The 23860-nt window shown below is 69.3% G+C and carries 25 protein-coding genes; 17 read left to right on the top strand and 8 right to left on the bottom strand.

Annotated elements, in window-relative coordinates:
- The first annotated feature begins 130 nt into the window (after positions 1 to 130).
- The 4 genes from hmgA (at position 131) to G5B46_RS12150 (ending at position 3873) form a co-directional block, all read left to right on the top strand.
- Positions 131 to 1408: a homogentisate 1,2-dioxygenase gene (hmgA, locus tag G5B46_RS12165; protein WP_165258998.1), complete on the top strand. Its 1278-nt coding sequence runs from the start codon at positions 131 to 133 to the stop codon at positions 1406 to 1408.
- Positions 1409 to 1433: 25 nt separating this feature from the next.
- Positions 1434 to 2438: a fumarylacetoacetate hydrolase family protein gene (locus tag G5B46_RS12160; RefSeq protein ID WP_165258997.1), complete on the top strand. Its 1005-nt coding sequence runs from the start codon at positions 1434 to 1436 to the stop codon at positions 2436 to 2438.
- The gene (locus tag G5B46_RS12155) at positions 2435 to 2809 is read left to right on the top strand and encodes a Rieske (2Fe-2S) protein (RefSeq protein WP_165258995.1); all 375 of its coding nucleotides are present in this window, start codon (positions 2435 to 2437) and stop codon (positions 2807 to 2809) included. Before G5B46_RS12160 ends, G5B46_RS12155 begins: the two co-directional genes overlap by 4 nt.
- 74 nt (positions 2810 to 2883) lie before the next feature.
- Positions 2884 to 3873 carry a hypothetical protein gene (locus G5B46_RS12150; protein ID WP_165258994.1) on the top strand — a complete coding sequence of 330 codons (990 nt, stop codon included), beginning with the start codon at positions 2884 to 2886 and terminating at the stop codon, positions 3871 to 3873.
- 172 nt (positions 3874 to 4045) lie between these two features.
- Here the strand turns inward: G5B46_RS12150 and G5B46_RS12145 are convergent, their stop codons facing one another.
- Positions 4046 to 4411, bottom strand: coding sequence for a cytochrome c (locus G5B46_RS12145; RefSeq protein ID WP_165258993.1), 366 nt, complete (start codon positions 4409 to 4411; stop codon positions 4046 to 4048).
- Between the two features lie 132 nt (positions 4412 to 4543).
- On the opposite strand from G5B46_RS12145, the gene G5B46_RS12140 reads away from it, so the two are divergent.
- On the top strand, positions 4544 to 5095 hold the full coding sequence (locus G5B46_RS12140) for a GNAT family N-acetyltransferase (RefSeq protein ID WP_165258991.1): 552 nt from the start codon (positions 4544 to 4546) through the stop codon (positions 5093 to 5095).
- Positions 5096 to 5174: 79 nt separating this feature from the next.
- On the opposite strand, the gene G5B46_RS12135 is transcribed toward G5B46_RS12140, so the two are convergent.
- Positions 5175 to 5996, bottom strand: coding sequence for a flagellin (locus tag G5B46_RS12135; protein ID WP_165258990.1), 822 nt, complete (start codon positions 5994 to 5996; stop codon positions 5175 to 5177).
- Positions 5997 to 6316: 320 nt separating this feature from the next.
- Positions 6317 to 6661, bottom strand: coding sequence for a hypothetical protein (locus G5B46_RS12130; protein ID WP_165258989.1), 345 nt, complete (start codon positions 6659 to 6661; stop codon positions 6317 to 6319).
- Positions 6662 to 6735: 74 nt separating this feature from the next.
- Between G5B46_RS12130 and G5B46_RS12125 the strand changes: the two genes are divergently transcribed.
- The gene (locus tag G5B46_RS12125; protein ID WP_165258988.1) at positions 6736 to 7716 is read left to right on the top strand and encodes a YafY family protein; all 981 of its coding nucleotides are present in this window, start codon (positions 6736 to 6738) and stop codon (positions 7714 to 7716) included.
- Positions 7717 to 7740: 24 nt separating this feature from the next.
- On the opposite strand, the gene G5B46_RS12120 is transcribed toward G5B46_RS12125, so the two are convergent.
- The gene (locus G5B46_RS12120) at positions 7741 to 8760 is read right to left on the bottom strand and encodes a DNA topoisomerase IB (protein WP_346764910.1); all 1020 of its coding nucleotides are present in this window, start codon (positions 8758 to 8760) and stop codon (positions 7741 to 7743) included.
- Positions 8761 to 8856: 96 nt separating this feature from the next.
- Between G5B46_RS12120 and rlmJ the strand changes: the two genes are divergently transcribed.
- From rlmJ to phaH, 3 genes are all read left to right on the top strand, one after another.
- Complete coding sequence (gene rlmJ / locus G5B46_RS12115) at positions 8857 to 9681, top strand: 23S rRNA (adenine(2030)-N(6))-methyltransferase RlmJ (RefSeq protein ID WP_165258987.1); 825 nt, start codon at positions 8857 to 8859, stop codon at positions 9679 to 9681.
- 4 nt (positions 9682 to 9685) lie between these two features.
- A complete protein-coding gene (gene chrA, locus G5B46_RS12110) occupies positions 9686 to 10966 on the top strand; it encodes a chromate transporter (protein ID WP_165258986.1) in 1281 nt (426 codons plus the stop codon).
- A gap of 84 nt (positions 10967 to 11050) precedes the next feature.
- Positions 11051 to 11740, top strand: a complete 690-nt coding sequence (phaH, locus tag G5B46_RS12105; protein ID WP_165258985.1) for a phasin PhaH — start codon at positions 11051 to 11053, stop codon at positions 11738 to 11740.
- A gap of 12 nt (positions 11741 to 11752) precedes the next feature.
- Here the strand turns inward: phaH and G5B46_RS12100 are convergent, their stop codons facing one another.
- The gene (locus G5B46_RS12100; RefSeq protein ID WP_165258984.1) at positions 11753 to 12214 is read right to left on the bottom strand and encodes a PaaI family thioesterase; all 462 of its coding nucleotides are present in this window, start codon (positions 12212 to 12214) and stop codon (positions 11753 to 11755) included.
- A 141-nt stretch (positions 12215 to 12355) separates the two neighbouring features.
- Here G5B46_RS12100 and G5B46_RS12095 point away from each other — a divergent pair, with 141 nt between their 5' ends.
- The 7 genes from G5B46_RS12095 (at position 12356) to G5B46_RS12065 (ending at position 18288) form a co-directional block, all read left to right on the top strand.
- On the top strand, positions 12356 to 13204 hold the full coding sequence (locus G5B46_RS12095; RefSeq protein ID WP_165258983.1) for a hypothetical protein: 849 nt from the start codon (positions 12356 to 12358) through the stop codon (positions 13202 to 13204).
- Positions 13201 to 13503, top strand: coding sequence for a DUF3253 domain-containing protein (locus G5B46_RS12090; protein WP_165258981.1), 303 nt, complete (start codon positions 13201 to 13203; stop codon positions 13501 to 13503). Before G5B46_RS12095 ends, G5B46_RS12090 begins: the two co-directional genes overlap by 4 nt.
- 90 nt (positions 13504 to 13593) lie before the next feature.
- Positions 13594 to 14250, top strand: a complete 657-nt coding sequence (locus G5B46_RS12085) for a glutathione S-transferase family protein (RefSeq protein ID WP_165258979.1) — start codon at positions 13594 to 13596, stop codon at positions 14248 to 14250.
- Between the two features lie 60 nt (positions 14251 to 14310).
- Complete coding sequence (locus G5B46_RS12080) at positions 14311 to 15420, top strand: phage tail sheath family protein (RefSeq protein ID WP_165258978.1); 1110 nt, start codon at positions 14311 to 14313, stop codon at positions 15418 to 15420.
- 47 nt (positions 15421 to 15467) lie between these two features.
- Positions 15468 to 16052, top strand: a complete 585-nt coding sequence (locus tag G5B46_RS12075; protein WP_165258977.1) for a uracil-DNA glycosylase family protein — start codon at positions 15468 to 15470, stop codon at positions 16050 to 16052.
- Positions 16049 to 17083, top strand: coding sequence for an alpha/beta hydrolase (locus G5B46_RS12070; protein WP_165258976.1), 1035 nt, complete (start codon positions 16049 to 16051; stop codon positions 17081 to 17083). The genes G5B46_RS12075 and G5B46_RS12070 overlap by 4 nt, the downstream gene beginning before the upstream one ends.
- A 143-nt stretch (positions 17084 to 17226) precedes the next feature.
- On the top strand, positions 17227 to 18288 hold the full coding sequence (locus G5B46_RS12065; protein ID WP_165258975.1) for a Glu/Leu/Phe/Val dehydrogenase: 1062 nt from the start codon (positions 17227 to 17229) through the stop codon (positions 18286 to 18288).
- Positions 18289 to 18452: 164 nt separating this feature from the next.
- Here G5B46_RS12065 and G5B46_RS12060 read toward each other — a convergent pair whose 3' ends face one another.
- The gene (locus tag G5B46_RS12060) at positions 18453 to 19904 is read right to left on the bottom strand and encodes an MFS transporter (RefSeq protein ID WP_346764909.1); all 1452 of its coding nucleotides are present in this window, start codon (positions 19902 to 19904) and stop codon (positions 18453 to 18455) included.
- Between the two features lie 129 nt (positions 19905 to 20033).
- On the opposite strand from G5B46_RS12060, the gene G5B46_RS12055 reads away from it, so the two are divergent.
- Complete coding sequence (locus G5B46_RS12055) at positions 20034 to 21212, top strand: VWA domain-containing protein (RefSeq protein WP_109100331.1); 1179 nt, start codon at positions 20034 to 20036, stop codon at positions 21210 to 21212.
- A 142-nt stretch (positions 21213 to 21354) separates the two neighbouring features.
- Here G5B46_RS12055 and G5B46_RS12050 read toward each other — a convergent pair whose 3' ends face one another.
- Positions 21355 to 21723, bottom strand: a complete 369-nt coding sequence (locus G5B46_RS12050; RefSeq protein WP_165258974.1) for a MerR family transcriptional regulator — start codon at positions 21721 to 21723, stop codon at positions 21355 to 21357.
- A gap of 101 nt (positions 21724 to 21824) precedes the next feature.
- The gene (locus G5B46_RS12045; RefSeq protein ID WP_165258973.1) at positions 21825 to 23798 is read right to left on the bottom strand and encodes an acetyl/propionyl/methylcrotonyl-CoA carboxylase subunit alpha; all 1974 of its coding nucleotides are present in this window, start codon (positions 23796 to 23798) and stop codon (positions 21825 to 21827) included.
- Between the last annotated feature and the right edge of the window lie 62 nt (positions 23799 to 23860).

Genomic DNA, 23860 nt, shown 5'->3' with positions numbered 1-23860 from the left:
CCGGCCGTAGCGCGCAGCGCGGAGAGCCGGGACCCAGGGGCCGTGCGCACCGCCCCTGAGTCCCGGATCGGCCTTGCAGGCCGTCCGGGATGACGATCTAGTCGCATCAGAAAGTTCGAGAGGGGCGTCGATGGACCTCCGCTACCAGACCGGTTTTGGCGCTCACTTCGCGACCGAGGCCGTGGCCGGCGCCCTGCCGGTGGGGCAGAACTCGCCGCAGCACGTGCCGTTCGGCCTCTATGCCGAGCAAATCTCCGGCACGGCCTTCACCGCGCCCCGGCACGAGAACCGCAGAAGCTGGCTCTACCGCCTGCGGCCCAGCGCCGGGCACGGACCTTACAAGCCCTACGCCCAGCCGAACCTGGCCGGCGCCTTCGATGCGCCCGTCACCCCCAACCGACTGCGCTGGGACCCGATCGAGATCCCCGCCGAGCCGACCGACTTCGTCGACGGCCTGATGACCCTGGCCGGAAACGGCGACGTGGCGGCCCAGGCCGGCATGGCCGTGCACCTGTACCTGGCCAACGCGTCCATGAAGGACCGGGTGTTCTACGACGCCGATGGCGAGCTCCTGATCGTGCCGCAGCAGGGCATGCTGACCCTGGTCACCGAGATGGGCGTGCTGAAGGCCGGTCCTGGCCATATCGCGGTGATCCCGCGCGGCGTGCGCTTCCGGGTCGAGGTTGCCGGCCCCTCGCGCGGCTATGTCTGCGAGAATTATGGCGCGGCCCTGCGCCTGCCCGAACTGGGGCCGATCGGCTCCAACGGCCTGGCCAATCCGCGCGACTTCGAGACGCCGGTGGCGGCCTTCGAGGACGTCGATGCGCCGACGCAGGTGATCCAGAAGTTCCAGGGAGAGTTGTGGAGCGCGCAATGGGACCACAGCCCGCTCGACGTCGTCGCCTGGCACGGCAATCTCGCGCCCTACCGCTATGACCTGGCGCGGTTCAACACCATCAACACGGTCAGCTACGACCACCCGGACCCGTCGATCTTCACGGTGCTGACCTCGCCCAGCGATACGCCGGGGACGGCGAACGTCGATTTCGTGATCTTTCCGCCGCGCTGGATGGTGGCCGAGCACACCTTCCGCCCGCCGTGGTTCCACCGCAACGTGATGAGCGAGTTCATGGGCCTGGTGCACGGCGCCTATGACGCCAAGGAGGGCGGCTTCGCCCCTGGCGGCGCGTCTTTGCACAACTGCATGAGCGATCATGGGCCGGACGTGGCCAGCCATCGCAAGGCCACCGAGGCCGAGCTTGGCCCCCACAAGATCGACCACACCCTGGCCTTCATGTTCGAGAGCCGCTGGGTGATCGCCCCGACGAAGTTCGCGCTGGAGCATCGCGCGCTTCAGGCCGACTATGACGCGTGCTGGGACGGGTTCCCCAAGGCCCGCCTGCCGTAACCAGAACAAGAAGAGGAAGCGCCGAATGAAGCTCGCGTCTCTGAAGGGCGGCCGCGACGGCCGGCTGGTCGTGGTGTCGAACGACGTGACCTGGTGCACCGACGCCGGGACGATCGCGCCGACGCTGCAGGCCGCGCTCGACGACTGGGAACGCTGCGAGCCCTTGCTGCGCGGGCTGGCCGAGAGCCTCGAGCACGGCGGCGTGCCCAAGGAGCGTTTCCACGAGCACGACGCCGCCAGCCCCCTGCCGCGCGCCTACCAGTGGGTGGACGGCAGCGCCTACGTCAATCACGTGCAGCTGGTGCGCCAGGCGCGCGGCGCGGAAATGCCCGAGACCTTCTGGACCGATCCCTTGATGTACCAGGGCGCGTCGGACGGCTTCCTGGCCCCCCGCGACACCATCCCGCTGGCCGACGCGGCCTGGGGCTGCGACCTGGAGGGCGAGGTGGCGGTGATCGTCGGCGACGTGCCGCTGGGCGCGAGCCGCGAGGAAGCGCTGGCGGCCATCCGCCTGGTGATGCTGTGCAACGACGTCAGCTTGCGCAACCTGATCCCGGCCGAGCTCGCCAAGGGCTTCGGCTTCGTGCAGTCCAAGCCGGCCAGCGCCTTCTCGCCGGTCGCGGTCAGCCCCGACGCGCTGCCGGGCTGGAACGACGGCAAGCTGTCGGGCGCGCTGCTGATCGAGCTGAACGGCAAGGATTTCGGCAAGGCCGACGCCGGCGTCGACATGACCTTCGACTTCGGAACCCTGGTGGCCCACGCGGCCAAGACCCGGGCGTTGAGCGCGGGCACCATCGTCGGCTCGGGCACGGTCTCCAATCGCGACGCCGACGGCGGCCCGGGCAAGCCGATTTCGGAAGGCGGGCTTGGCTATTCGTGCCTGGCCGAAGTGCGCACGGTCGAGACCATCCTGCACGGCGCGCCCAAGACGCCGTTCCTGCTGGGCGACGACACCGTGCGCATTGAGATGAAGGACGCCAAGGGCCACACGATCTTCGGCGCCATCGAGCAGACGGTCGAGCGGGTTTGACGGAAGAAGTCACAGCGGTTGGACGCGTGTGGTCGACGCGGGCCGGGATCAACCTCGGCCCGCTGGACCTGATCGCCGACGGGGCGGCGCGCAACTACGTGCTGCAGATCGGCGAGAACCGTTTCCACGGCTTCGTGGTGCGGCGGGGGCAGGCGGCGTTCGGCTATGTCGACCGCTGCCCGCACGCCGGCCTGCCGCTGGCGCAGCAGCTGGACCAGTACCTGACGCCGGACGGCGGCATGATCGCCTGCTCCTGGCATGGGGCGGTGTTCGCCATCGACGACGGCGCCTGCCTGGGCGGCCCCTGCGCCGGCGCCCGCCTGACGTCCTGGCCGGTGCGGGTCGAGAACGGGCGCTTGCTGACCGCGTAAAATCCCATATGGCAAGTCCAGGTTGATTTGCGCCGATCCCGGTGGTTTCGTGAACGCCGGATCGGGAGAAGGGCATGACCGGACTTTCGCGGATCGTCGATGATCTCGAAGGCGTCGCGCTCGAGGTGTCGCAGCGCCAGCCGCCGGTGGTCTCGGCGCGGGTGCTGGCCTTCCTGACCAAGGTCGCCCATGTCGTCGACCAGGCCTATCGCGATGTCCTGGCCCTGCTGATCGACGTCAAGTACGCGCACGACGACGCCCTCCAGACAGGCGAGGTCCGCGATTTCCAGAGGCGCGCCGAGCGCATCCTGGAAACCAGCCACTATCGCGACGCCGAGGAGATCTGCAGCCGGCTCAGAACGCTGCGCGACGCTCATCTCGATGATCTGCTGGGCCTGGTCGGCCAGGACGCGGGCGGTCAGTGGAGGGCGCTGTTCGATCTCATCGAGGATCGCGAGGGCGGCATCATCCGCATGATCCGCGAGGAGCTGTGGCGGCTTTCGCAGGCTCTGGACGACACGCGCGGCCCCGCTGATCTGCCCGCCCTGCGCGAGATCGCTTCGGAGGCGGCCGGGCAGGTCAAGCGAGACCTGGCCGACCTCAACGCCTTCACCAATCGCATTCTCGGCCTGAGCGGCCAGGCCGGGCTGATGGAGATGCTGAGGGACGGGCGGCCGCAGTCCCTCGTGGTCAAGGAGATCTCGCTGATGGTCGACCAGAGGCAGCAGCATACCTATTCGACCGGCGCCAACTCGGTTCTGGTCGGCGCGGGGGCGACGACAGGCGACATCCAGATCCAGCAGGGAGCGCCCATCGATCTGGCGGCCCTGGCCAAGGAGCTCGAGACGCTGCGCGCGGAGATGAAGGCCCAGGCGAGCGGCGCGGCCGAAGAGGATGTGGCCATCGGCGCGGTGGCGGCGGCGCAGGCGGCGGCCAAGGCCGGCGACGAAGGCGGCGCGCTGAAGGCCCTGAAAGGGGCGGGCAAGTGGGCGCTGGGCGTGGCCGAGAAGGCGGCCGTGCCGATCGTGACCGCCGCGCTGAAGCCGTTGCTGGGCCTGCCCTGACGGCGGGGCCGCCTTGCGGGCAAAAGAAAAGCCGCCCTCCAGGAGAAGAAGGCGGCCCAGTGAATTGGGAGGAAACGCCCAGGAAGGGCAGAACCTATATAGCGGCTTTCGCCGTGCGTGACAACGTTGTCATCCATCTTTTTGCGAAAATGTCGCCCTTGGCCTCGAAGGCCTACTTTTTCCGGCGTGCGGCGGCGACCTCGGCCGGCGTGACGGCCGTGCCCTTGTTGCCCCATGAGGCGCGGACATAGGTCAGCAGGCCCGCCAGGTCGGCGTCGGTGAGGTCGTCCCTGAAGCCGGGCATCTCGTTCTTGCCGTTCAGCACGATGGAGAGGAGGGGCTTGGCGTCGCCCTGCGCCAGCGGCGCGCCGGCCAGCGCCGGATAGGCGCCCTTCACGCCCTTGCCGTTGGCCTGGTGGCAGGCGGCGCAGTTGTCGACGTAGAGCGTCTGGCCGGGCGGCGGGGCGGCAAGCGCCGAGGCGGCCGGCAGGGCGGCCCCGGTCAGGACCAGGGCGGCGAAAATCGTGTTGCGGTACATCAGGTCTCCCCGGGGAGGGTGTCGTCGACTCGACGGCGTCGGCTCCGTCGCCGCGCAGGTTAGCCGAGGCGACGGCTGTCGAGATAGGGCGCCGGACCTTGCGCCCGCGCCGCAGGGGGCTATGTCGGACCCATGACCGATCTGACCCTGCGCCTGGCCAAGCCGGAAGACATTCCCGCCCTGACCGCGCTGATGAACGCGGCGATCGCCGAACTGCTGACGCCGTTCCTGCCGCCAGAGGGCGTGGCGGCCTCGTTCGAGGTGATGGGCCTGGACAGCCAGCTGATCGCCGACGGCACCTATTTCGTCGTCGAGGATGCGGGAGAGATCGCCGGCTGCGGCGGCTGGAGCCGGCGAGCCACCCTGTTCGGCGGCGATCATTCGGCGGGGCGGGACGCGGCCATGCTGGATCCCGCGCGCGACGCGGCGCGGGTGCGGGCGATGTACACCCACCCCGATCACGTGCGGAAGGGCGTGGGGCGGATGATCCTGGCGGCCTGCGAGCAGGCGGCGGCGGGCGAGGGGTTCGCCCGGGCCGAGATGGCGGCCACCATGGGCGGCGTGCCGTTGTACGAGGCCTGCGGCTACGCCCTGATCGAGCCGTTCAGCGCGCCGACCTCCAAGGGCTACGAGGTGCCGCTGGCGCGGATGGGCAAGGCGCTGGGGCCGGCTCCGGCGCGCTGACGAAAAAGGGCGGACCTTGCGGCCCGCCCCTCATAGTCCAGGTCGTCGAAGCGCGGACGAGCCGCGCTCCGGGTCCCGCTTAGCGGAACAGGCTCAGGATCGAGCTCGACGACTGGTTGGCGATCGACAGCGCCTGGATGCCCAGCTGCTGCTTGGTTTGCAGGGCTTGGAGCTTGGCGCTTTCCTTGGCCAGGTCGGCGTCGACCAGGTTGCCCACGCCGGCGTCGAGGCTGTCTTGCAGCTTGCCGACGAAGTTCAGGTGGGTGTCCAGGCCGGTCGAGCTGGTGCCCAGCGAGGCCAGCTTGTTGGTCGCCGTCTGCAGGGCCGTGTCGATGGTGGTGATCATCGTCTTGGCCGCGGCGGCGGTCGTGAAGGTGGTCGTGGTCGACAGACCGATGCCGGCCAGCGACAGGGTCTTGGAGTTGACGGTGATGCCCGAGCCGTCCGAGTTGGCCAGATAGGTCAGCTTGGTGGTCTTGCCGTCGATGATGCTGGCGCCGTTGAACTTGGCGTTCGAGACGGCCTTGGTGATCTGGTCGCGCAGCGAGTTGAAGTCAGCCTTCAGCGCGTTGAACGACGCGGTGTTCAGCGAGGTGTCGGAAGCGGCCAGGGCCTTTTCCTTCATCTTGCCGAGCAGGTCGGTGACGGTGTCGCCGGCGGCCAGAGCGACGTCGATCGTGGACTGACCGCGTTGCAGCGAGTCCTTCACGGCGTTGATCGAGGACGAGGTGGCCGACTGGTTCTTGGCGGTGGCCCAGATCGCGCCGTTGTCCTTGGCGGAGCCGATCTTCTTGCCGGTGTTGATCCGCTGTTGCGAGATCTGCAGTTCGCTGTTGGTCGAGTTCAGGTTCTGCAGGGCGATCATCGCCCCCGAGTTCGTGTTGATGCTGTTCAGCGCCATTACGAAGACTCCTTCTTGAGGTGTCCGACGTCATTTTGACGGCCGGAGGGCTTTTTGCCCTGCTGCAATGTTTCGTAATCTCCTTGACATTGAGTGAAAATGTCGCGGTTACCGGCGCGTTTACTGTAGATGTTTGTTAACCTCGATTGGTGCAGCCGCCTCGGCTGAATCGAGGTGAAAGGCGGGGTGACTCCCGTAGACTCTCGGGCACGCCGTCTAGTCTCGGGAAGCCTTGGCCAAGACGGCGAAAGCCGGGCTGGCGGCCCGGCTCTGATGTTCGAAAATTTAAGTTTTTCTCGCCATGGCGGCGCCGGGAGGCGTCATGCGCACAGGCGAGCGGGTTCCGGCGCGTGATCGTCGGCGTCGAAAAGGTCGAAGGCCTCTTCCCAGGCGGCCAGGCGGCTCTCGCGCAGGGCCGCATCGTCGATCACCCGCACCAGCTGGTCTTCCCGGTCGTTCCAGACCAGTCCGACGTCGGTCGCCCGCTCGGCGTCGCCGCCCAGCAGAAGGATCACGTCGGCCTGGGCCGCGCGTTCGGGGCTGAGGCGCATCAGGGTGCGCCCGCCGCCCAGGTCGCGGTGGATGTCGGCGAAGCCGAGCACGGCGGAGATCATCGCGGCGCTGACCGGGCGGACGTGCCAGGGCTGGCAGGCGAGGCGGCTCATGTCGGTTTCTCCGAACGATCTTGATGACCTCTTTTCCACGTGCGTTGCGTCAAAAACGGTCGTAATGATCCGGAATGAGACATGAGAAGGCGACGAAGCTCCTCGACCTGGCCCGCCGGCTGGCCAGTTCCGCCGAGGGGCTGACCCTGGACGAGATGGCCCAGGTGATGGAGGTGGGGCGGCGCACCGCCGAGCGCATGCGCGATGCGGTCTGGACGGCCTTTCCGCAGATGGAGGCGATCGAGGATCCGCCGACCCGCCGGTTTCGCATTCCGTCGGGCCTGGACAGCCTGTTCCAGACCCCGACCGCCGAGGAACTGGCGGCGCTGCGCACGGCGGCCGATTCCAACGCCGCGGCCGGGGCCGAGGCGCGGGCGGCGGCGCTGTACGCCCTGGAAGGCAAGCTGCTGTCGGCCCTGAAAGGGTCTGCGCGCAGGCGCGTGGCCCCCGACGTCGAGGCCCTGGTCCAGGCCGAGACCATCGCCGTCCACGCCGGCCCGCGCCCGTTCGAGGATCAGGGCGTGCTGGCGCAGATCCGTTCGGCGGTGAAGGGGCTGACGGCCCTGTCGTTCCGCTACGACGGCGGCAGCCAGCCGGGGCGGACGCGCACGGTGACGCCGCTGGGCATCCTGTTCGGCCGCAGCAACTATCTGGTCTCGCTCGAAGGGCAGAGCCCGCGCCCGCGCACCTTCCGCCTGGACCGCATGAGCGACGTCGAGGCGCTGAACGCGCCGGCCTCGCCGCCGGCCGATTTCTCGCTGCAGGCCTTCGCCGACGAAAGCTTCGGCATCTATCACGGCGACATCGAGGACGTGGTCCTGCGGATCAAGGCCGAGCGGGCCGAGGACGCCTTGCGCTGGCGTTTCCATTCCAACCAGATCGTGACGCAGGGGCCGGGTGGCGTCGTGACCGTGGCTTTCCGGGCCAGCGGCATGCTGGAGCTGGCCTGGCACCTGTTCACCTGGGGCGACGCGATCGAGATCGTCTCACCGCAAAGCCTGAAGACGATCATGGTGCAGGAGCTGGAGAAGGCGCTGGCCGCGCATCGGCGCTAGCGTCGGGCGCATCGCCGTTTTGCCTCAGCCCGCCACTAGCCTCAACAGCGCCAACTCCCGCGCCCTGGCCGAGCGCGGCCGTCGCCGGGGCAGGGCGCTGGTCTCAAAGGCCTCGAGCACGCGGGGGTGGATGTAGGCCGCCCGGCAGACAGCGGGGGTGTTGCCCAGCAGGCCCGCCACCGCCTTGATACAGAGGTTCATGGCCTTCTTCGCCTCGGTCTTCGTGGCCGGGAGAGGTTGCAAGCTCAGCGCCTCCAGCGCCGCCAGCGAGCCGTACCAGGTGCGGAAGTCCTTGGCCGAGAAGTCCTCGCCGGCGACGGCGCGGATATAGTCGTTGACGTCGTGGCTCTCGATCGAACGACGCTGGCCGTCCTCGTCGAGATACTGGAACAGCCGCTGGCCGCGCAGGTCCTGGCAGGCGCGAATGATGCGGGCCAGGCGCCGGTCGCGAAAGCCCGTGCGGTGGGTCTTGCCGCTTTTGCCCCTGAACTCGAACACCGCCCCGCCGCCGGCCAGCTTCAGGTGGCGCTTCTGCAGGGTGGTGAGGCCAAAGCTCTTGTTGGTCTTGGCGTACTCGTCGTTGCCCACCCGGATCAGGGTCAGCTCCAAGAGGCGCACCACGGCGGCCAGCACCTTCTCGCGCGGCAGGCCGCGGCGGGAGAGATCGGCCTCGACCCGCTTGCGCAGGCGGGGCAGGGCGCGCCCGAAGGCGGCCATGCGCTCGTACTTGCGTGCGTCGCGATCGGCCCGCCAGTCGGGGTGATAGCGATACTGCTTGCGGCCCTTCTGGTCGCGGCCGGCGGCCTGGATGTGGCCGTTGGGATCCGGGCAGATCCAGACGCTGGTCCAGGCCGGTGGGATGACGAGGGCGTGGATGCGCGCAAGCGTCGCCTCGTCCTTCACCGTCCGGCCGTCGGCGTCGGCATAGGAAAAGGCGCCGGGCTTGCCGATCCGGGCCAGGCCCTGCTCCTGGTCGTTGACATAGGCCAGCAGGGTCTTTTCGGCGGCCGGCGTCTCGCTGGTGTCGCGGGCCAAGGCGCTCACCGTGCGCCGAAGACGGAAAAATGCCGGGCCATGCGTTCGCTCCCAACCTAATTCCGGCCAACGTGGTAGAGGGTTCGTCCGTTCCGGGGAGCTTCGATGAACTACCGCCACGCCTTCCACGCCGGCAACTTCGCCGACCTGCAGAAGCACGCGATCCTGCTGGCCCTGCTGGGCGCCCTGACCGCCGACGAGTCGCCGCTGGCGGTGATCGACACCCATGCCGGCGCCGGCGCCTACGACCTGCGCGGCGACATGGCCCAGAAGTCGAAGGAAGGCGCCGCCGGCATCGGCCGCCTGCTGGCAGAAGGCGACGCGCCCGAACCGTTCGCGCCGCTGCTGAAGGCGGTGCAGGAGCTGAACGTCGGCGCTGCCGACGCGCCGCTCTATCCCGGCTCGCCGCTGTTGATCGCCCGCGGCCTGCGGCGCAGCGATCGCTACACCGCCTGCGAACTGCGCGACGACGACTTCGACCAGCTTCGCAAGGTGCTGGGGCCCTACGCCTTCGCCCAACCCCTGAAGGCCGATGGCTACGCCACGGCCGAGGCCCGCGCCGGACGCGGCGGGCGCACCTTCGTGCTGATCGACCCGCCGTTCGAGCGTCCCGACGACTACGCCCAGTGCGTGGCCACGGTGCGTGCCGTGCGCAAGGTCGATCCCACCGCGGTGCTGGCCATCTGGACGCCGCTGAAGGACCTGGAGACCTTCGACGCCTTTGTGCGCGCGCTAGAAAACGTCACCGACGACGCGCTAATCGCCGAGCTCCGCCTGCGGCCCCTGCGAGACCCGATGAAGATGAACGGCAGCGCCATGGTGCTGGTCGGCGCGCCGGCGGCGATCGAGCCGCAGGTCTCGCAGATCACGAGCTTCCTGGCCGAACGGCTGGGCGAGCCCGGCGCGGCCGCCCGCGTCTGGCGCGCCTGACCACGTGGACGGCGCGCCCAGCCTCAGGCAGGCCTGCGCCGTCTGGCTGAAGGTCGGCTGCCTGGGCTTCGGCGGACCGGCGGGACAGATCGCCCTGCTGCACCGCGAGGTGGTCGAGCGGCGCGGCTGGGTCGACGAGGACCGCTTCGCCCACGCCTTGAGCTTCTGCATGCTGCTGCCGGGCCCCGAGGCGCAGCAGCTGGCCACCTGGCTGGGCTGGCGGCTGCACGGCGTGCGCGGCGGATTGGCGGCGGGCCTGCTGTTCGTGCTGCCGGGTCTTGCGGCCATGCTGGGCCTGTCGGCGCTGTATGTCGTGCACGGGCAAGCGCGCTGGGCCGCGCCGGTGCTGCTGGGGCTGAAGGCCGCCGTCGTGGCGCTGGTGCTGCAGGCCCTGCTGCGGATGGCGGGGAGGGCGGCCCGAGGACGGGCCGGCGCCGTCGCGGCGACCCTCGCCTTCCTGGCCCTGACCTTCACGATCGCGCCGTTCCCGCTGGTCATCGTCGTGGCGGGGCTGGCGGGCTGGCTCTGGGGCGCGCGCGGCGGGCAAGTTGCTTCGGGCGCCGATGCGCCGTCGCTCAAGAGGGCGGGGAGGGCGGCGCTGGTCTGCCTGGCCGCGTGGCTTGCGCCGTTGGCCCTGGCCTTCATGGTCGCGCCGCGCTCGGCCCTGGCCCAGATCGGCGGAGTGTTCAGCGGGCTGGCGGTGGTCAGTTTTGGCGGCGCCTACGCGGCCCTGGCCTATGTGGGACAGGTCGCCGGCGACCTTGGCTGGCTGACGCCGAACCAGATGCTGGACGGCCTGGGCCTGGCTGAGACGACGCCGGGGCCGCTGGTGCTGGTGTTCGTGTTCGTCGGCTTCCTGGCCGCCTGGCGCGACGCCGATCCGGTGTTCGCCTGGCCGGCGGCGGTGCTGGGCGGGCTGATGGCGGCCTGGGCGACCTTCGCGCCGTCGTTCCTGTGGATCTTCGCCGGCGGGCCTTTCGTCGAGCGGCTGCGCGGTCACGCCCGGGCGGCGGCGGCGCTTTCCTGGGTGGGCGCGGCGGTGGTCGGGGTGATCGCCAGCCTGGCCTTGTGGTTCGCCGTTCACTTGCTGTTTCGGAGCGGGAACGAGGCGGCCTGGGGGCCGTTTCGGGCGATGCTGCCCGACCTCGCCAGCCTCGATCCCGCCGCCCTGGGCCTGGTGGCGCTCGCCTGCGGCCTGACGTTCGCCCTGCGGCTGCCGATCCTGGCGCTGGTGGGCGTGATGTCGCTGGCGGGCGTGGCCTGCTCGGTGCTTCTCGGAGGCTGACGCAAGGGTAGCATTTTTGCGCTTGCGAAACGGCGTTCCATGCTATGCTGCGCCGCACAATCTCGATCGACGGAGTGAACGGCCATGGTTTCCTCGTCCTTCCCGCCCTCGTCTTCCGAAAGTTCCCAAACGCCTTCCACCAACGTGCTCATGGGCGCGGCCTCGCCCCTGTGGGCGGTGTTCGGCGGCGCGGCCGCCGCCGGGGCGGCCTGGTGGTGGTGGTCCAACCGCTGGCGCGAGGCGGTCAACCTTGAAGCCCTGATCGCCATCGCGCCCGAACCGGTGTCGCGCGGGGTGATCGACGAGCCTGCGCCGGCGCTGGCCGAGACGCCGGTCAAGGTGGTCGAGGCCGTGGTGGCCGAGGTCGAGCCGGTCGTCGAGACCGTGACCACGGCCACCGCCGAGGTCGTCGAAGCCGCCGCCGAGGTTCCGGTGGCCGTGGCCGAAGCCTCGGTCGAGGTGGTCGAAGCCGTGATCGAGACCGTTCCCGAACCCGTCGCAGAAGTGGTCGCCAAGCCGGTCGAGATCGTCGAGAAGGCCGCCGAGCCGGTGGTCGAGACCGCCAAGGCCGTGGCCGACGACCTGACTCTGCTGGTCGGCATCGGGCCCAAGCTCGCCGCCTCGCTGGCCGACCTGGGCGTCACCCGCTTCAGCCAGATCGCCGCCTGGAGCGCCGACGAGCTCGACAGCTTCGACAAGCTGCTAAGCCTCAAGGGCCGCGCCGAGCGCGACGCCTGGGTGGCCCAGGCCAAGCGGCTGGCGGAAGGGGCCTGAGGCCCCGCCGCCTTACGCGGGCCCGCCCATCGTCCAGATCTTCTTGATCACGCCCGAGAAGGTCAGCATCGGCTGGCCGCCGGTCGAGAGCAGGCCGCGCACGAAGATCATCGAGCCGCCGGCGCGGACAACCTCGCCGGTCGCCTCCACCAGATCGCCGGCCTTGGCCGGGCCGACGAAATCGCCGTTCAGCGAGACGGTGACGGCCTTGGCGTTGTCGAGCTCGCGCCAGGCGATGGCGAACAGGGAAAAGTCGGCGAAGGTCAGCATGCAGCCGCCGTGCATGAAGCCGCCGCCGTTCATGTGGCGTGGCTCGGCCCGGAAGGCGCAGCGCACCTTGCTGTCGTCCTCGCGGAAATAGAACGGCCCGGTCTGGTCCTCGAACGGATCCAGCCCCGCCCAGGTGCGCCAGCCGGCCCACTCGCCGTCCTCGATCAGCCTGGGGCCGCTGATGATCTCGTTGCCGCCGTCCATGCGCAGGGCTCCCGTACTTTCTGTTTTCACCCAGCTAGGCCTTGGGCGCGCCTTCGCGCAAGTCGCCGTCTGGTCGCGGGCTTCGAACCAGGGCACGGTTCCCGTGCAAAGAGCGGGGGTGAGGCTGTGTGGGTTAGGGTGGTGATCGCCGGTCTGACGGCGATGATCCTGGGGACGTCGGCCCTGGGGATGTCGGCTCGGGCGCAGCAGGCCCCGATGATCATGCCGATGTCGGAGTTTCAGCTGGAAATGCGCGCGGCGCTGCTGAAGGCCGATCCCAAGCTGAAGGTCGATCTGGTCGGCGAGGACACGCTGAAGGTCAACGCGACGGACGACCCCGAGGACGCGCTGTCACTGTTTCTGGACAACGCCTACGACCGCTATCGCAACAAGCCCGACCAGCTGCAGGCGATCATCGGTCAGTTGACGCGGTTGCTCGTCCAGAAAACCGATCGGCTGCCGCTGGAGGCGTCGCGGCTGGTCGTGCTGATCCGGCCCGAGGACTATGTGCGCTCGGGCGGCGGCGTCTCGGTCGAGCAGCGGCCGCTGGTCGGCGACTTTCTGGAAGTGCTGGCGGTCGACGAGGGCGAGAGTTTCCGCCTGGCCACCCAGGACGAACTGGCCAAGGCCGGCGTCCCGGCGGCCGACGCTTGGGCCTCGGCGCGCAGGAATACTGGCGAGAAGATTGGACCCTTCACGGTCAACACCCTGGAGCCCGGGGTCTGGTTCGTCACCGACAGCGCCAGCCTCGCGCTGAACCTGGTCTCGATGCCGGAGCGCTGGGCCGCGCAGGGGATTGAGGTGAAGGACGAAGCCGCCGTCGTCTTCCTGCAGCGCAACGTCCTGCTGATCGCCGACACGTCCGATCCGGCGCGGCTTTCACGCTTCCTGCGGTTCGTCCAGGGCAGCGCCGGCGAGCCCGAGGTGATATCAACGGACGTTTTCCTTTATCGCCATGGAAACTGGTCGGTGCTAGAGCGGAGCAAATGACGACCCCGATCCAAGACACCATCCTCTCGCAGCTGGCCGGGCTGCCCGCCGGCAAGTCCATCGACCCGATGTCGGTGGCCAAGGCCATCCAGCCCGAGCGCTGGCAGCGCCTGCTGGGCCATATCCGCACCGACGCCGTCGAACTGGCCAAGGAAGGCAAGATCGTCATCCTGCGCCACAACAAGCCGGCCAATCCCGAGAAGTTCCGGGGCGTCTATCGCCTGCGCCTGCCGATGGAAGGCGATCCGACCAGCTTCCCGGACGTGGTCGAAGACGGCGCGGACGACGCCGAGGATTGATCGCCTCAAGACCCGCCGAAAGGTGGGTCTTGAAAAGAAACCTGTTCGATGAACTATGAGCCTCCCAAATACATCAGGGGAGGTTCGCTCATGATCGTCTTCGGTTCGTCGCTGTCGCCCTATGTGCGCAAGACGCTGGCTTTCGGAGCCGAGAAGGGCCTGAAGCTGGAGAACCGGGTCTCGCCGCCCGGAACCCTCGATCCCGAGTTCGCCGAGTGCAGCCCGTTCCGCAAGATCCCGGGCTTCCAGGACGGTGATTTCCGCATCTCGGACTCCACGGCGATCATCACCTATCTGGAAGCCCTGCATCCGGAGCCGAACCTGATCCCGGCCGAGCCGCGCGCCCGCGCCCGGGCGGTCTGGTTCGAGGAGTACGCCGACACCATCCTGGTGGCGGCCGGCGGCAAGATCTTCTTTAACCGCATCGTCGCGCCGCGCTTCATGCGCCGGCCGGGCGACGAGGCCGTGGCCGCCAAGGCCGAGGCCGAGGAGCTGCCGCCGGTGCTCGACTACCTGGAGAGCATCGTGCCGGACGCGGGCGGCTTCCTGCTGGAGGACCGCCTGACCCTGGCCGACCTCGCCGTGGCCAGCCCGTTCGCCAACCTGCGTCACCTGAAGCTGGACCTGTCGCGCTGGCCGCGCACCAAGGCCTACACCGACGCGATCCTGGCCCGGCCGGCCTATGCGGCTCTGATCGCCGGCGAGGAGGCCCTTCTGGCGGCCTTCGCTCCGCCAGAAGCCGCCTGACGTCTTGCCAAGCCGGGGGCGGCTATCGGAGGTTGCGACCTCGAGTATGGAGTAGCCTTGATGTCGCAACTGAAGACCCCGGGCGTGTTCGTCCAGGAGATCGCCCCGGTTCAGCCGATCGTGGGCCTGCCCACGGCGGTGACGGCTTTCGTCGGCCGGGCGGGCCGCGGCCCGGCGGGCGTCGCCGTGCCTGTCGCAGGTCAGGCGGCCTTCGAGGCCGCTTACGGGCCGACGGATCGGGCCTATCCCCTGACGCTGGCCGTGGCCGACTTCTTCGCGAACGGCGGCGAAGCGGCGGTGGTCGTCCGCCTGCCCGGAGACGCGACCACAGAGACCGGGCTGGACAGCGCCCTGGCTGCGCTGAACAAGACGCCCTTCAACATCCTCTACCTGTCGCCCGACCAGATAGAGGGCGACGTCCCGGTCTTCGCCCGCCAGACGGCCGCGGCCTTCGTGCTCGAACGCGAAGCGATGATGATCCTCGAAGCGCCGGCCGCCTGGGCGACCGCCAAGATCGACGAGATGACCGTCGACGCGCTCGGCGACTTTCCCGAACCGCAGCGCTCGCGCATGGCCTGCTACGCCTCGCGCCTGCAGGACGAGAGCGGGTCGCGCCCGTCGGGGGGCGCCGTCGCCGGCATCTGGGCCCGGACCGACCGCAAGGACGGCGTCTGGACCGCGCCAGCCGGCATCCGCGCCGATTTCGCCAGCGGCATTCCCCAGCGCTTCCTGACCGACGGCGACAATGCGGCGCTGTCGGCGCGAGGGCTCAACGCGCTGCGAAGCTTCCCGGGGCACGAGGCCGTCATCTGGGGCGTGCGGACCCTCTCGTCCGTCAGCGACACCTTCCGCTACGTGCCGGCCCGCCGGCTGGTCGACCATATCGAGGACAGCGTCGAGGGCGGCCTGGCCTGGGCGTCGACCGAGCCGCCGTCGCCGGCGATGTTCGCCACGGCGCACGCGCAGGTGTCGGCTTTCCTGACCGACATCTGGAAGGCGGGCGGCCTGATGGGCTCCAAGGCGGCGGAGTCGTTCTACGTCGTCTGCGACATGAGCAACAACGCCCAGTACATGGGCCAGGGCGTGCTGCGCGTGGACATGGGGCTGGCCGTGCAGCACACGGCCGAGTTCGTTCCGGTGTCGGTCCTGGTCGAGGTCGCCGCGTCCTGACGACGGCGCCTCTTGGCGCGTGGCCGGCGGCGTCCTAACTGCCGGCCATGTCGCTCGACGCCCTGCTTTCCGAGATCCGCGCCTGCCGGGCCTGCGTCGGCGAGATTCCCGAGCCGCGCCCGGTGGTGCGGGTGGGCGAGGAGACGCGCCTCTTGATCTGCGGCCAGGCGCCGGGACGGCTGGTGCACGAGACCGGCCTGCCGTTCAACGACCCCTCCGGCAACCGCCTGCGCCAGTGGATGGGCGTCGACCGCGACACCTTCTACGATCGGCCGGAGATCGGCGTGGCGGCCATGGCCTTCTGCTTTCCGGGGACCAATCCCAAGGGCGGCGACTATCCGCCGCCGCCGCGTTGCGCCGCCCTGTGGCGCAGGGACCTGCTGGACCGCCTGCCCAAGGTGGAGCTGACCCTGCTGGTCGGCGGCTACGCCCAGGCCTGGGCGCTGGGCGACGCCATGAAGCCCTCGATGACCGAGACCGTGGCCGCCTGGAGCGAATACGTCGCCCATGGCGTTCTGCCTCTGCCGCACCCTTCGTGGCGCAACACCGCCTGGCTCAAGCGCAACCCATGGTTCGAGGACGAGGTCACGCCCTATCTTCGCCGTCGTGTCGCGGGCATTCTGGCGCGATGAACCGCCGGAGCCTTCTCTTCACCGTCGGGGCCGCCGGCCTCGCCGCCGCCTGCGTCCCCATCACCCAGCGTCCCGCCCTCGCGCCGCTCGGCCTGCGCGGCGCGCGGCTGCAGGACGACTGGATGATCGCCTTCGACGGCGCGAAGCTGGGGCTCAAGCGCTGGCTGCCGCAGGACGGGACCGTCACCCACGTCGTCGTCGGCCTGCACGGCATGAACGACTACTCCAACGCCTACCACCTGGCCGCCGCCTGGTGGGCGGGGCAGGGCATCGCCACCTACGCGCTGGACCTGCGGGGCTTTGGCCGCTCGCCCCGCCGGGGCGTCTGGGCCTCGACCGACCTGATGATCGAGGACGTCCGCACCCTGGTGTCGCTGGTCCGCGAGGCCCATCCCGAGGCCAAGGTCTCGCTGGCCGGGGTCAGCATGGGCGGGGGGCTCGCGATCGCCGCCATGGCGACCGACAATCCGCCGGCCGCCGACTCTCTGCTGCTGTTCGCCCCGGCCGTCTGGGGCTGGTCTGCCCAGCCTCTGCCCTACAAGACCAGCCTGTGGATCAGCGCCCACACCGCCCGCAGCTGGGTGGTCAAGCCGCCGGAATGGCTGGTGCAGAAGGTGCTGCCGACCGACAACATGGAAGAGCTGCGGCGCATGGGCCGTGACCCGCTGATGATCTGGGGCGCGCGGTCCGACACCCTCTATGGCCTGGTCGGGCTGATGGAGCGGGCCTGGGCGTCGCTGGGCAAGGTGCGGGTTCCGGTCGCCTACTTCTATGGCGAGCGCGACGAGATCATTCCCGAGGAGCCGACCAAGCAGGCCGCCCGCCGCCTGAAGCCCGACGATCGTTCGGCCTTCTACGCCAACGGCTACCACCTGCTGCTGGTCGACAAGCAGGCGGAGGTGGTGTGGCGCGACGCGGCCGCGTTCCTGAAGGATCCGCAGGCCGACCTGCCGTCTGGCGCGCCGCCGATCCCGGGCGCGCCGACCGCGCCGAATGTGGTCAAAGTTCAGGGTGTTCCGGCCGGACGCTAGTTGAACGTCCGGCATATTGCAGTGCGGTATGAATGATCATCGGCCTATGTGACAAAAAGCCGATGAAGTGATCCTTGCGGCGGCGCTCGGGGCGGCGTACACCCCGGCGCACTGTTTTCCAGGCTGAGGCGAGGCCCACGGCAATGACCTTGTTCGATCTGCCCGATTTCGAAGGGCATGAAGGCGTCCACTCGTTCTACGACGAAAAGACCGGCCTCAAGTCGATCATCGCCATCCACTCCACCGCGCGCGGCCCGGCCGCCGGCGGCTGCCGGATGTGGGACTACGCCAGCAGCGAGGCGGCCCTGACCGACGCGCTGCGCCTGTCGCGCGGCATGTCGTACAAGAACGCCATGGCCGATCTGGACTTCGGCGGCGGCAAGGCCGTGATCATCGGCGATAGCCGCAGCCAGAAGACGCCGGAACTGTTCGAGGCCTTCGGCCGCGCGGTCGACAGTCTGGGCGGCCGCTACTGGACCGCCGAGGACGTCGGCGTTTCGCCGACCGACCTTGAGAGCACCCGCAAGACCACCCGCTACGTCGCCGGCCTGGAAGGCCATGCGGCCGCCTCGGGCGATCCTTCGCCGGTCACCGCCGAGGGCGTGTTCCGCGGCGTGCGCCTGTGCGTCGAGCGCGCGCTGGGCCGTGACCTGACGGGCGTGAAGGTGGCCATCCAGGGCGTCGGCCATGTCGGCGCCTACCTGGCCGAAAAGCTGCACGCGGCCGGCGCCAAGCTGATCATCGCCGACGTCAACCAGGTGGCCCTGAACGAAGTGGCGGCCAAGACGGGCGCCGAAATCGTGCCGACCGACGCCATCTTCGACGTCGAAGCCGACGTCTTCGCGCCCTGCGCCCTGGGCGGGGCGATCTCGGCCGCGACCCTGCCGCGCCTGAAGGTCAAGGTCATCGCCGGCGGCGCCAACAACCAGCTGGCCGACGCCATGATCGGCCAGACCGTGTTCGACCGCGGCATCCTCTACGCCCCCGACTACGTCATCAACGGCGGCGGCATCATCAACGTGGCCGCCGAGATTCGCGCCCTGGAAGCCGGCGGCGCCTTCGATCCGCAATGGGTGGCGACCAAGCTCGACCGTCTGGCCCTGACCCTGGGCGAGGTGCTCGACCAGTCGCTGGCCGAAAAGCGCCCGGCCAACCTGGTCGCCGACGAGATCGCCCGCGCCCGCATCGCCGCGGCGCGTCCCTGATCCTTCTCCCCTTGCGGGAGAAGGTGTCGCCATAGGCGACGGATGAGGGGTCTCTCAGAAATAGAACGCCGCGACAGCCTCACCGCCGTCGCGGCGTTTTGCGTTCGTGCGGCCCCTCGCCCGACCTGCCTTGCAGGCCACCCTCTCCCGCAAGGGGAGAGGGATCATCTGCCGCTGATGCTCGCCCCCGCGTCCTTGTCCAGCCGCAGATAGACCGGCAGGGCCAGCAGCGTCACCACCCCGATCGCCACGAACGGCCAGACGAAGCTTTGCGGCGTCAGGGCCTGGCCGCCAGCGCCGCGCGTCAGGTGCAGCATCAAACCACCGAAGCTGACGCCCAGGGCCAGGCCCACCTGCTGGCTGACCGCAGCCAGGGTCGAGGCCGCGGCCACGCGCGGCTGGGGCACGTCGGCATAGGCGATGGTGTTGGCGGCGATGAACTGGCTCGACCGGGCGAAGCCGCCCACCAGCAGCAGAGCGATCATCAGCCACATCGGGGTCGAGGCCGTGAAGAAGCCCGGCACGGCGGTCATCAGCGCCGTCGCGGCCACGAACACCGCCAGCGCCGTGCGGAAGCCGTAGCGCTTGAGCAGCGCGCCGGCGAAGGGGCGGGCGACCAGCACGCCCAGGCCCGTGGCGATGGTCACGCCGCTGGCCTTCAGCGGGCTCCAGCCCAGCGCCACCTGCAGCAGAAGCGGCATCAGGAACGGACTGGCGCCGATGCCTAGGCGAACGAAGGTGCCGCCGACCAGGCTGGCGCGGAAGGTCGGATAGCGCAGCAGGGTGAGATCCAGGATCGGCTTGGCCTGGGCCCGGCAGTGGTTGAGGTAGAGCCAGCCCGCGCCCAGCGACACGGCCAGCAGCAGCGCCTGCACCAGCGGCGGCAGCAGGGAAAGACCCGCTGTCTCGGCCAGACCGATCAGCCCCGACAGGGCGATCGCGCTCATGACGAAGCCTTGGGTGTCGAAGCGGCCGGCCTCCGGATCGGGCGCGCCCTTGGGCACGAAGCGCCGCACGGCGATCGCCCCGACTACGCCGATCGGCAGGTTCAGGTAGAAAATCCACGGCCAGTCGGCGACCGACAGCACGAAGCCGGCGATCGGCGGGCCGATCAGAGGCCCGACCATGGCCGGCATGGTGAACCAGCCCATGGCGCTGATCAGCTTGTCCTTGGGCGTCGAGCCCACGACGATCAGCCGCGCCACCGGCGTCATCATCGCCCCGCCGATCCCCTGGACGATGCGGGCCGCGACCAGTTGGCCAAGGCTCTGCGACAGGCCGCACAGCGCCGAGCCGGCCAGGAACACCAGCATGGCGATCAGGAACACCCGTCGCGCGCCATAGCGCTGGGCCGCCCAGCCGCTGGCCGGGGTGAAGACCGCCAGGGCCAGGATGTAGGAAGTCAGGGCCAGCTTCAGGTGGATCGGGTCGGCCGAGAAGGCCTGGGCCAGGCGCGGCAAGGCGGTCGACAGGGCCGTGGAGTCGATGAACTCCATCAAGAGCGCGCTGGCGACGGCGAGCGAGACAAGGCGGGTGGTCCAGGGCGAGATCGGCGCCTCTATCGCCTCGGTTTCGGCAAGGGGAGGCTGGCGGGGATCTGAGGCGAGGTCGGACACGGGAGAGGGGGTTACGCCCCTACCGGTCAGGCTTCAACCTTCCGGCGTTCACGACCGCGGGAGCGGTCACCGTTGCGTCGGAAGGCGGAAGGCTTCATCCTGCCAAACAGACGTTCGAGACCCCCGCAGATGTTCCTTCGCTTCTTCTCCGAGCTGCGCCAGGCCAAGGTGCCGGTGTCCCTGCGCGAATACCTCCTGCTCATGGAGGCGCTGGACAAGGGCGTTATCGACCGCTCGATCGACGACTTCTACTTCCTGTCGCGCGCCAGCCTGGTGAAGGACGAGAAGAACCTCGACAAGTTCGACCGCGTGTTCGGCCACGTCTTCAAGGGGCTGGAGACGGTGGGCGAGGGGATCACGGCCGATATTCCCGAGGAATGGCTGAAGGCCCTCACCGAGAAGTTCCTCACCGACGAGGAAAAGGCCCAGATCGAGGCCCTGGGCGGCTTCGAGAAGCTGATGGAGACCCTGCGCGAACGCCTGGCCGAGCAGAAGGAGCGCCACCAGGGCGGCAACAAGTGGATCGGTTCGGGCGGAACCTCGCCGTTCGGCAACAACGGCTACAATCCCGAAGGCGTGCGCATCGGCCAGGACAAGGGCCGCCACGGCCGCGCGGTGAAGGTCTGGGACAAGCGCGAGTACAAGAACCTCGACGACAGCGTCGAGCTGGGCACCCGCAACATCAAGGTGGCGCTGCGGCGCCTGCGCAAGTTCGCCCGCACGGGCGCGGCCGAGGAACTGGACCTGCCCGGCACGATCCGCGGCACGGCCGAGAAGGGTTATCTCGACATCCAGCTGCGCCCAGAGCGCCGCAACGCCATCAAGGTGCTGATCTTCTTCGACATCGGCGGCTCGATGGACGGCCACATCAAGCTCTGCGAGGAGCTGTTCTCGGCGGCCAAGACGGAATTCAAGAACCTGGAGTTCTACTACTTCCACAACTGCCTCTACGAAGGCGTGTGGAAGGACAACAAGCGCCGGCACACCGAGAAGGTCGCCACCTGGGAAGTGCTCCACAAGTTCCCGGCTGACTACAAGGTGATCTTCGTCGGCGACGCGACCATGAGCCCCTACGAGATCACCTATCCGGGCGGCAGCGTCGAGCACTGGAACGAGGAGCCCGGCGCGATCTGGATGAGCCGGGTCACCGACATCTACCAGAGCTGCGTCTGGCTCAATCCCACCCCCGAGCGCCACTGGGACTACACCCAGTCGATCGGCGTCATGAAGCAGCTGATGAACGACCGCATGTTCCCGCTGACCATCGACGGGCTGGACAAGGCGATGCGGGAGCTGGTGCGGGGGTAGCCCAGACCCTCCCCCTGAAGGGGGAGGTGGCCCGGAGGGCCGGAGGGGGAAGTCCCTACTGAGGTCGATGTGGCGGCTGTCTCACAGGCCACATCCCCCTCCGTCGGCTTCGCCGACACCTCCCCCTTCAGGGGGAGGGTTTTCACAGCCCCGACAGATACCCCGCTATCGCCGTCCGCCGCGCGTCCAGCGCCTCCAGCTGCGCCCGCAGCCGCGCCTTCAGGCGGTCGGGGCACGCCCCGTCCGGTCCCAGCAGATCGACGATCTCCGAGATCGGCAGGCCCAGCGCCTTGAGGTCGGCGATGGCCGCCAGGCGAGCCCGGGCCGAGGTTCCGAGGGTGCGGACGTTCTTGGGGCCGCGCCCGCAGGCGATCAGGCCCATCTCCTCATAGTGGCGGATGGCCCGCAGGGTCAGGCCCAGCTGTTCGGCGACGTCGCCGATCGGCAGTTCGGACGCGCGCACCGAGAAGCGCGGGGCGTTATGGGCGACGGCAGTCTGGGCGGCAGGCATCGAAACTCCCTTGCGAACGGTCGTCTGGGCCCGGCGGCGGCGTTCGGCCAGCGCGAGCGCCGCCTTTGTCCGCGGACCGGGGATGGCGAGGTCGGGAACGCTCACTGGAACTCCACGAGGACCTGGTCGGCGGCGACGGGATCGCCGGGCTTGGCGTTGACGGTCTTGACGACGGCGTCGCGCTCGGCGCGGAGGATGTTCTGCATCTTCATGGCCTCGAGCACGCAGACGACCTCGCCCTCGCGGACAGCTTGCCCGACCGCGACGTCCATGGAGACCACCAGGCCCGGCATCGGCGAGAGCACCAGCTTGGAGGTGTCGGCCGGGGCCTTGGCGGGCAGCTTGTCGTGCAGTTCGGCGCTGCGGGCGGTCAGCACCAGCACCCGGGCCTTGGCGGCGCGGTGGCGGATGGTGAAGCCCTCGGGCGCCGGTGCGACCTCGGCGGTGAAGGCCTGGCCGTCCAGCACGCCGCGGAAGGTGGGCTGGCCCGGCCGCCAGGCGATGTCGGCCAGGTTCAGCGTGCGGCCCTCGTCGAGCAGCTCGACGGTCAGGGACTGGCCCTCGCCCGACAGATGCACCCGCTGCTTGCCGTGGCCGATCACCACCGTCCAGTCGGCCCGGGCGCGACCCAGGCGCTGGGCCTGGAGGCGCTGCATGGCGCAGCCGACGGCGGTCAGGAGATCCTGCTGGAAGGCGGTGGGCTCGGTTCCGGCAAAGCCGTCGGGGAACTCGTCCTTGATGTAGCTGGTGGCCAGCTTTCCGGAGACGAAGCGGTCCTGGTCCATCACCGCGGCCAGGAACGGCACGTTGTGGCCCAGGCCCTCGATGTGGAAGTCCTCCAGCGCCCGGGCCATGCCCGCCACCGCCTCGGTGCGGGTCGGGGCCCAGGTGCAGAGCTTGGAGATCATCGGGTCGTAGTACATCGAGATCTCGTCGCCCTCGCGCACGCCGGCGTCGTTGCGCACGGCGTAGCCAGCCTTCTCGCCCTCTTCGGGCGGGGCGTAGCGGACGAGGCGGCCGATGCTGGGCAGGAACTTGCGGTAGGGGTCCTCGGCGTAGATCCGGCTCTCGATGGCCCAGCCGTTGATCGAGAGATCGTCCTGGCCGAAAGCCATCTTCTCCCCATAGGCCGAGCGGATCATCTGCTCGACCAGGTCAAGGCCGGTGATCAGTTCGGTGACCGGGTGCTCGACCTGCAGGCGGGTGTTCATCTCCAGGAAGTAGAAGCTCTTGTCCTGGCCGGCCACGAACTCGACGGTGCCGGCGCTGTCGTAGTTCACGGCCTTGGCCAAAGCGACGGCCTGGGCGCCCATGGCCGCGCGGGTCTCTGGATCGAGCAAGGGGCTGGGCGCCTCCTCGATGACCTTCTGGTTTCGCCGCTGGATCGAGCATTCGCGCTCGAACAGGTGGACGACGGCGCCGTGCTTGTCGCCCAGCACCTGGATCTCGATGTGGCGCGGGCTCTCGATGAACTTCTCGATGAAGATGCGGTCGTCGCCGAAGGCGCCGGCGGCCTCGGCCCGCACGGCCGGGAAGCCCTCCTCGACGTCCTTGCGGCTCCAGGCCACGCGGATGCCCTTGCCGCCGCCGCCGGCGCTGGCCTTGATCATCACCGGATAGCCGATGGTCTCCGACACCTTCAGGGCCTCGGCGACATCGGCGATCTCGCCGATATGGCCCGGCACGCAGGAGACCCCCGCAGCGGCGGCGAACTTCTTGCTCTCGATCTTGTCGCCCATCGCCGAGATCGCGCCGGGGTTGGGGCCGATGAACACGATCCCTTCATCCGCACAGCGTTGGGCGAACTCGGCCTTCTCCGACAGGAAGCCGAAGCCCGGGTGCACGGCTTGCGCGCCGGTCTGCTTGCAGGCGGCGATGATCTTGTCGGCCACCAGATAGCTCTGCGCGGCCGGCGAGGCGCCGATGTGCACCGCCTCGTCGGCCATCTCCACCGCCAGGCTGTCGGCGTCGGCGTCCGAATAGACCACCACCGTGGCGATCCCGAGCCGTCGGCACGTCTTGATCACCCGCACCGCGATCTCGCCCCGGTTGGCGATCAGGATCTTGTTGAACATCAGCGGCGGTCCTTGGCGGTTCGGTCTTTGAGGAACCTCCCCCTGTGGGGGAGGCGATCGCG

Source organism: Caulobacter sp. 602-2 (assembly GCF_011043625.1).
GTDB lineage: Bacteria > Pseudomonadota > Alphaproteobacteria > Caulobacterales > Caulobacteraceae > Caulobacter.
The sequence above is the reverse complement of the archived record's forward strand: the minus strand, read 5'-3'. Positions and strand labels throughout refer to the sequence as shown.

What these genes read in the sequence shown, in the direction of transcription:
- hmgA (WP_165258998.1), top strand. Translation starts at nt 131, where the DNA reads ATGGACCTCCGCTACCAGACCGGTTTTGGCGCTCACTTCGCGACCGAG.
- G5B46_RS12160 (WP_165258997.1), top strand. Translation starts at nt 1,434, where the DNA reads ATGAAGCTCGCGTCTCTGAAGGGCGGCCGCGACGGCCGGCTGGTCGTG.
- G5B46_RS12150 (WP_165258994.1), top strand. Translation starts at nt 2,884, where the DNA reads ATGACCGGACTTTCGCGGATCGTCGATGATCTCGAAGGCGTCGCGCTC.
- G5B46_RS12145 (WP_165258993.1), bottom strand. Translation starts at nt 4,411, where the DNA reads ATGTACCGCAACACGATTTTCGCCGCCCTGGTCCTGACCGGGGCCGCC.
- G5B46_RS12140 (WP_165258991.1), top strand. Translation starts at nt 4,544, where the DNA reads ATGACCGATCTGACCCTGCGCCTGGCCAAGCCGGAAGACATTCCCGCC.
- G5B46_RS12135 (WP_165258990.1), bottom strand. Translation starts at nt 5,996, where the DNA reads ATGGCGCTGAACAGCATCAACACGAACTCGGGGGCGATGATCGCCCTG.
- G5B46_RS12130 (WP_165258989.1), bottom strand. Translation starts at nt 6,661, where the DNA reads ATGAGCCGCCTCGCCTGCCAGCCCTGGCACGTCCGCCCGGTCAGCGCC.
- G5B46_RS12125 (WP_165258988.1), top strand. Translation starts at nt 6,736, where the DNA reads ATGAGACATGAGAAGGCGACGAAGCTCCTCGACCTGGCCCGCCGGCTG.
- rlmJ (WP_165258987.1), top strand. Translation starts at nt 8,857, where the DNA reads ATGAACTACCGCCACGCCTTCCACGCCGGCAACTTCGCCGACCTGCAG.
- phaH (WP_165258985.1), top strand. Translation starts at nt 11,051, where the DNA reads ATGGTTTCCTCGTCCTTCCCGCCCTCGTCTTCCGAAAGTTCCCAAACG.
- G5B46_RS12100 (WP_165258984.1), bottom strand. Translation starts at nt 12,214, where the DNA reads ATGGACGGCGGCAACGAGATCATCAGCGGCCCCAGGCTGATCGAGGAC.
- G5B46_RS12090 (WP_165258981.1), top strand. Translation starts at nt 13,201, where the DNA reads ATGACGACCCCGATCCAAGACACCATCCTCTCGCAGCTGGCCGGGCTG.
- G5B46_RS12085 (WP_165258979.1), top strand. Translation starts at nt 13,594, where the DNA reads ATGATCGTCTTCGGTTCGTCGCTGTCGCCCTATGTGCGCAAGACGCTG.
- G5B46_RS12080 (WP_165258978.1), top strand. Translation starts at nt 14,311, where the DNA reads ATGTCGCAACTGAAGACCCCGGGCGTGTTCGTCCAGGAGATCGCCCCG.
- G5B46_RS12075 (WP_165258977.1), top strand. Translation starts at nt 15,468, where the DNA reads ATGTCGCTCGACGCCCTGCTTTCCGAGATCCGCGCCTGCCGGGCCTGC.
- G5B46_RS12070 (WP_165258976.1), top strand. Translation starts at nt 16,049, where the DNA reads ATGAACCGCCGGAGCCTTCTCTTCACCGTCGGGGCCGCCGGCCTCGCC.
- G5B46_RS12065 (WP_165258975.1), top strand. Translation starts at nt 17,227, where the DNA reads ATGACCTTGTTCGATCTGCCCGATTTCGAAGGGCATGAAGGCGTCCAC.
- G5B46_RS12055 (WP_109100331.1), top strand. Translation starts at nt 20,034, where the DNA reads ATGTTCCTTCGCTTCTTCTCCGAGCTGCGCCAGGCCAAGGTGCCGGTG.
- G5B46_RS12050 (WP_165258974.1), bottom strand. Translation starts at nt 21,723, where the DNA reads ATGCCTGCCGCCCAGACTGCCGTCGCCCATAACGCCCCGCGCTTCTCG.
- G5B46_RS12045 (WP_165258973.1), bottom strand. Translation starts at nt 23,798, where the DNA reads ATGTTCAACAAGATCCTGATCGCCAACCGGGGCGAGATCGCGGTGCGG.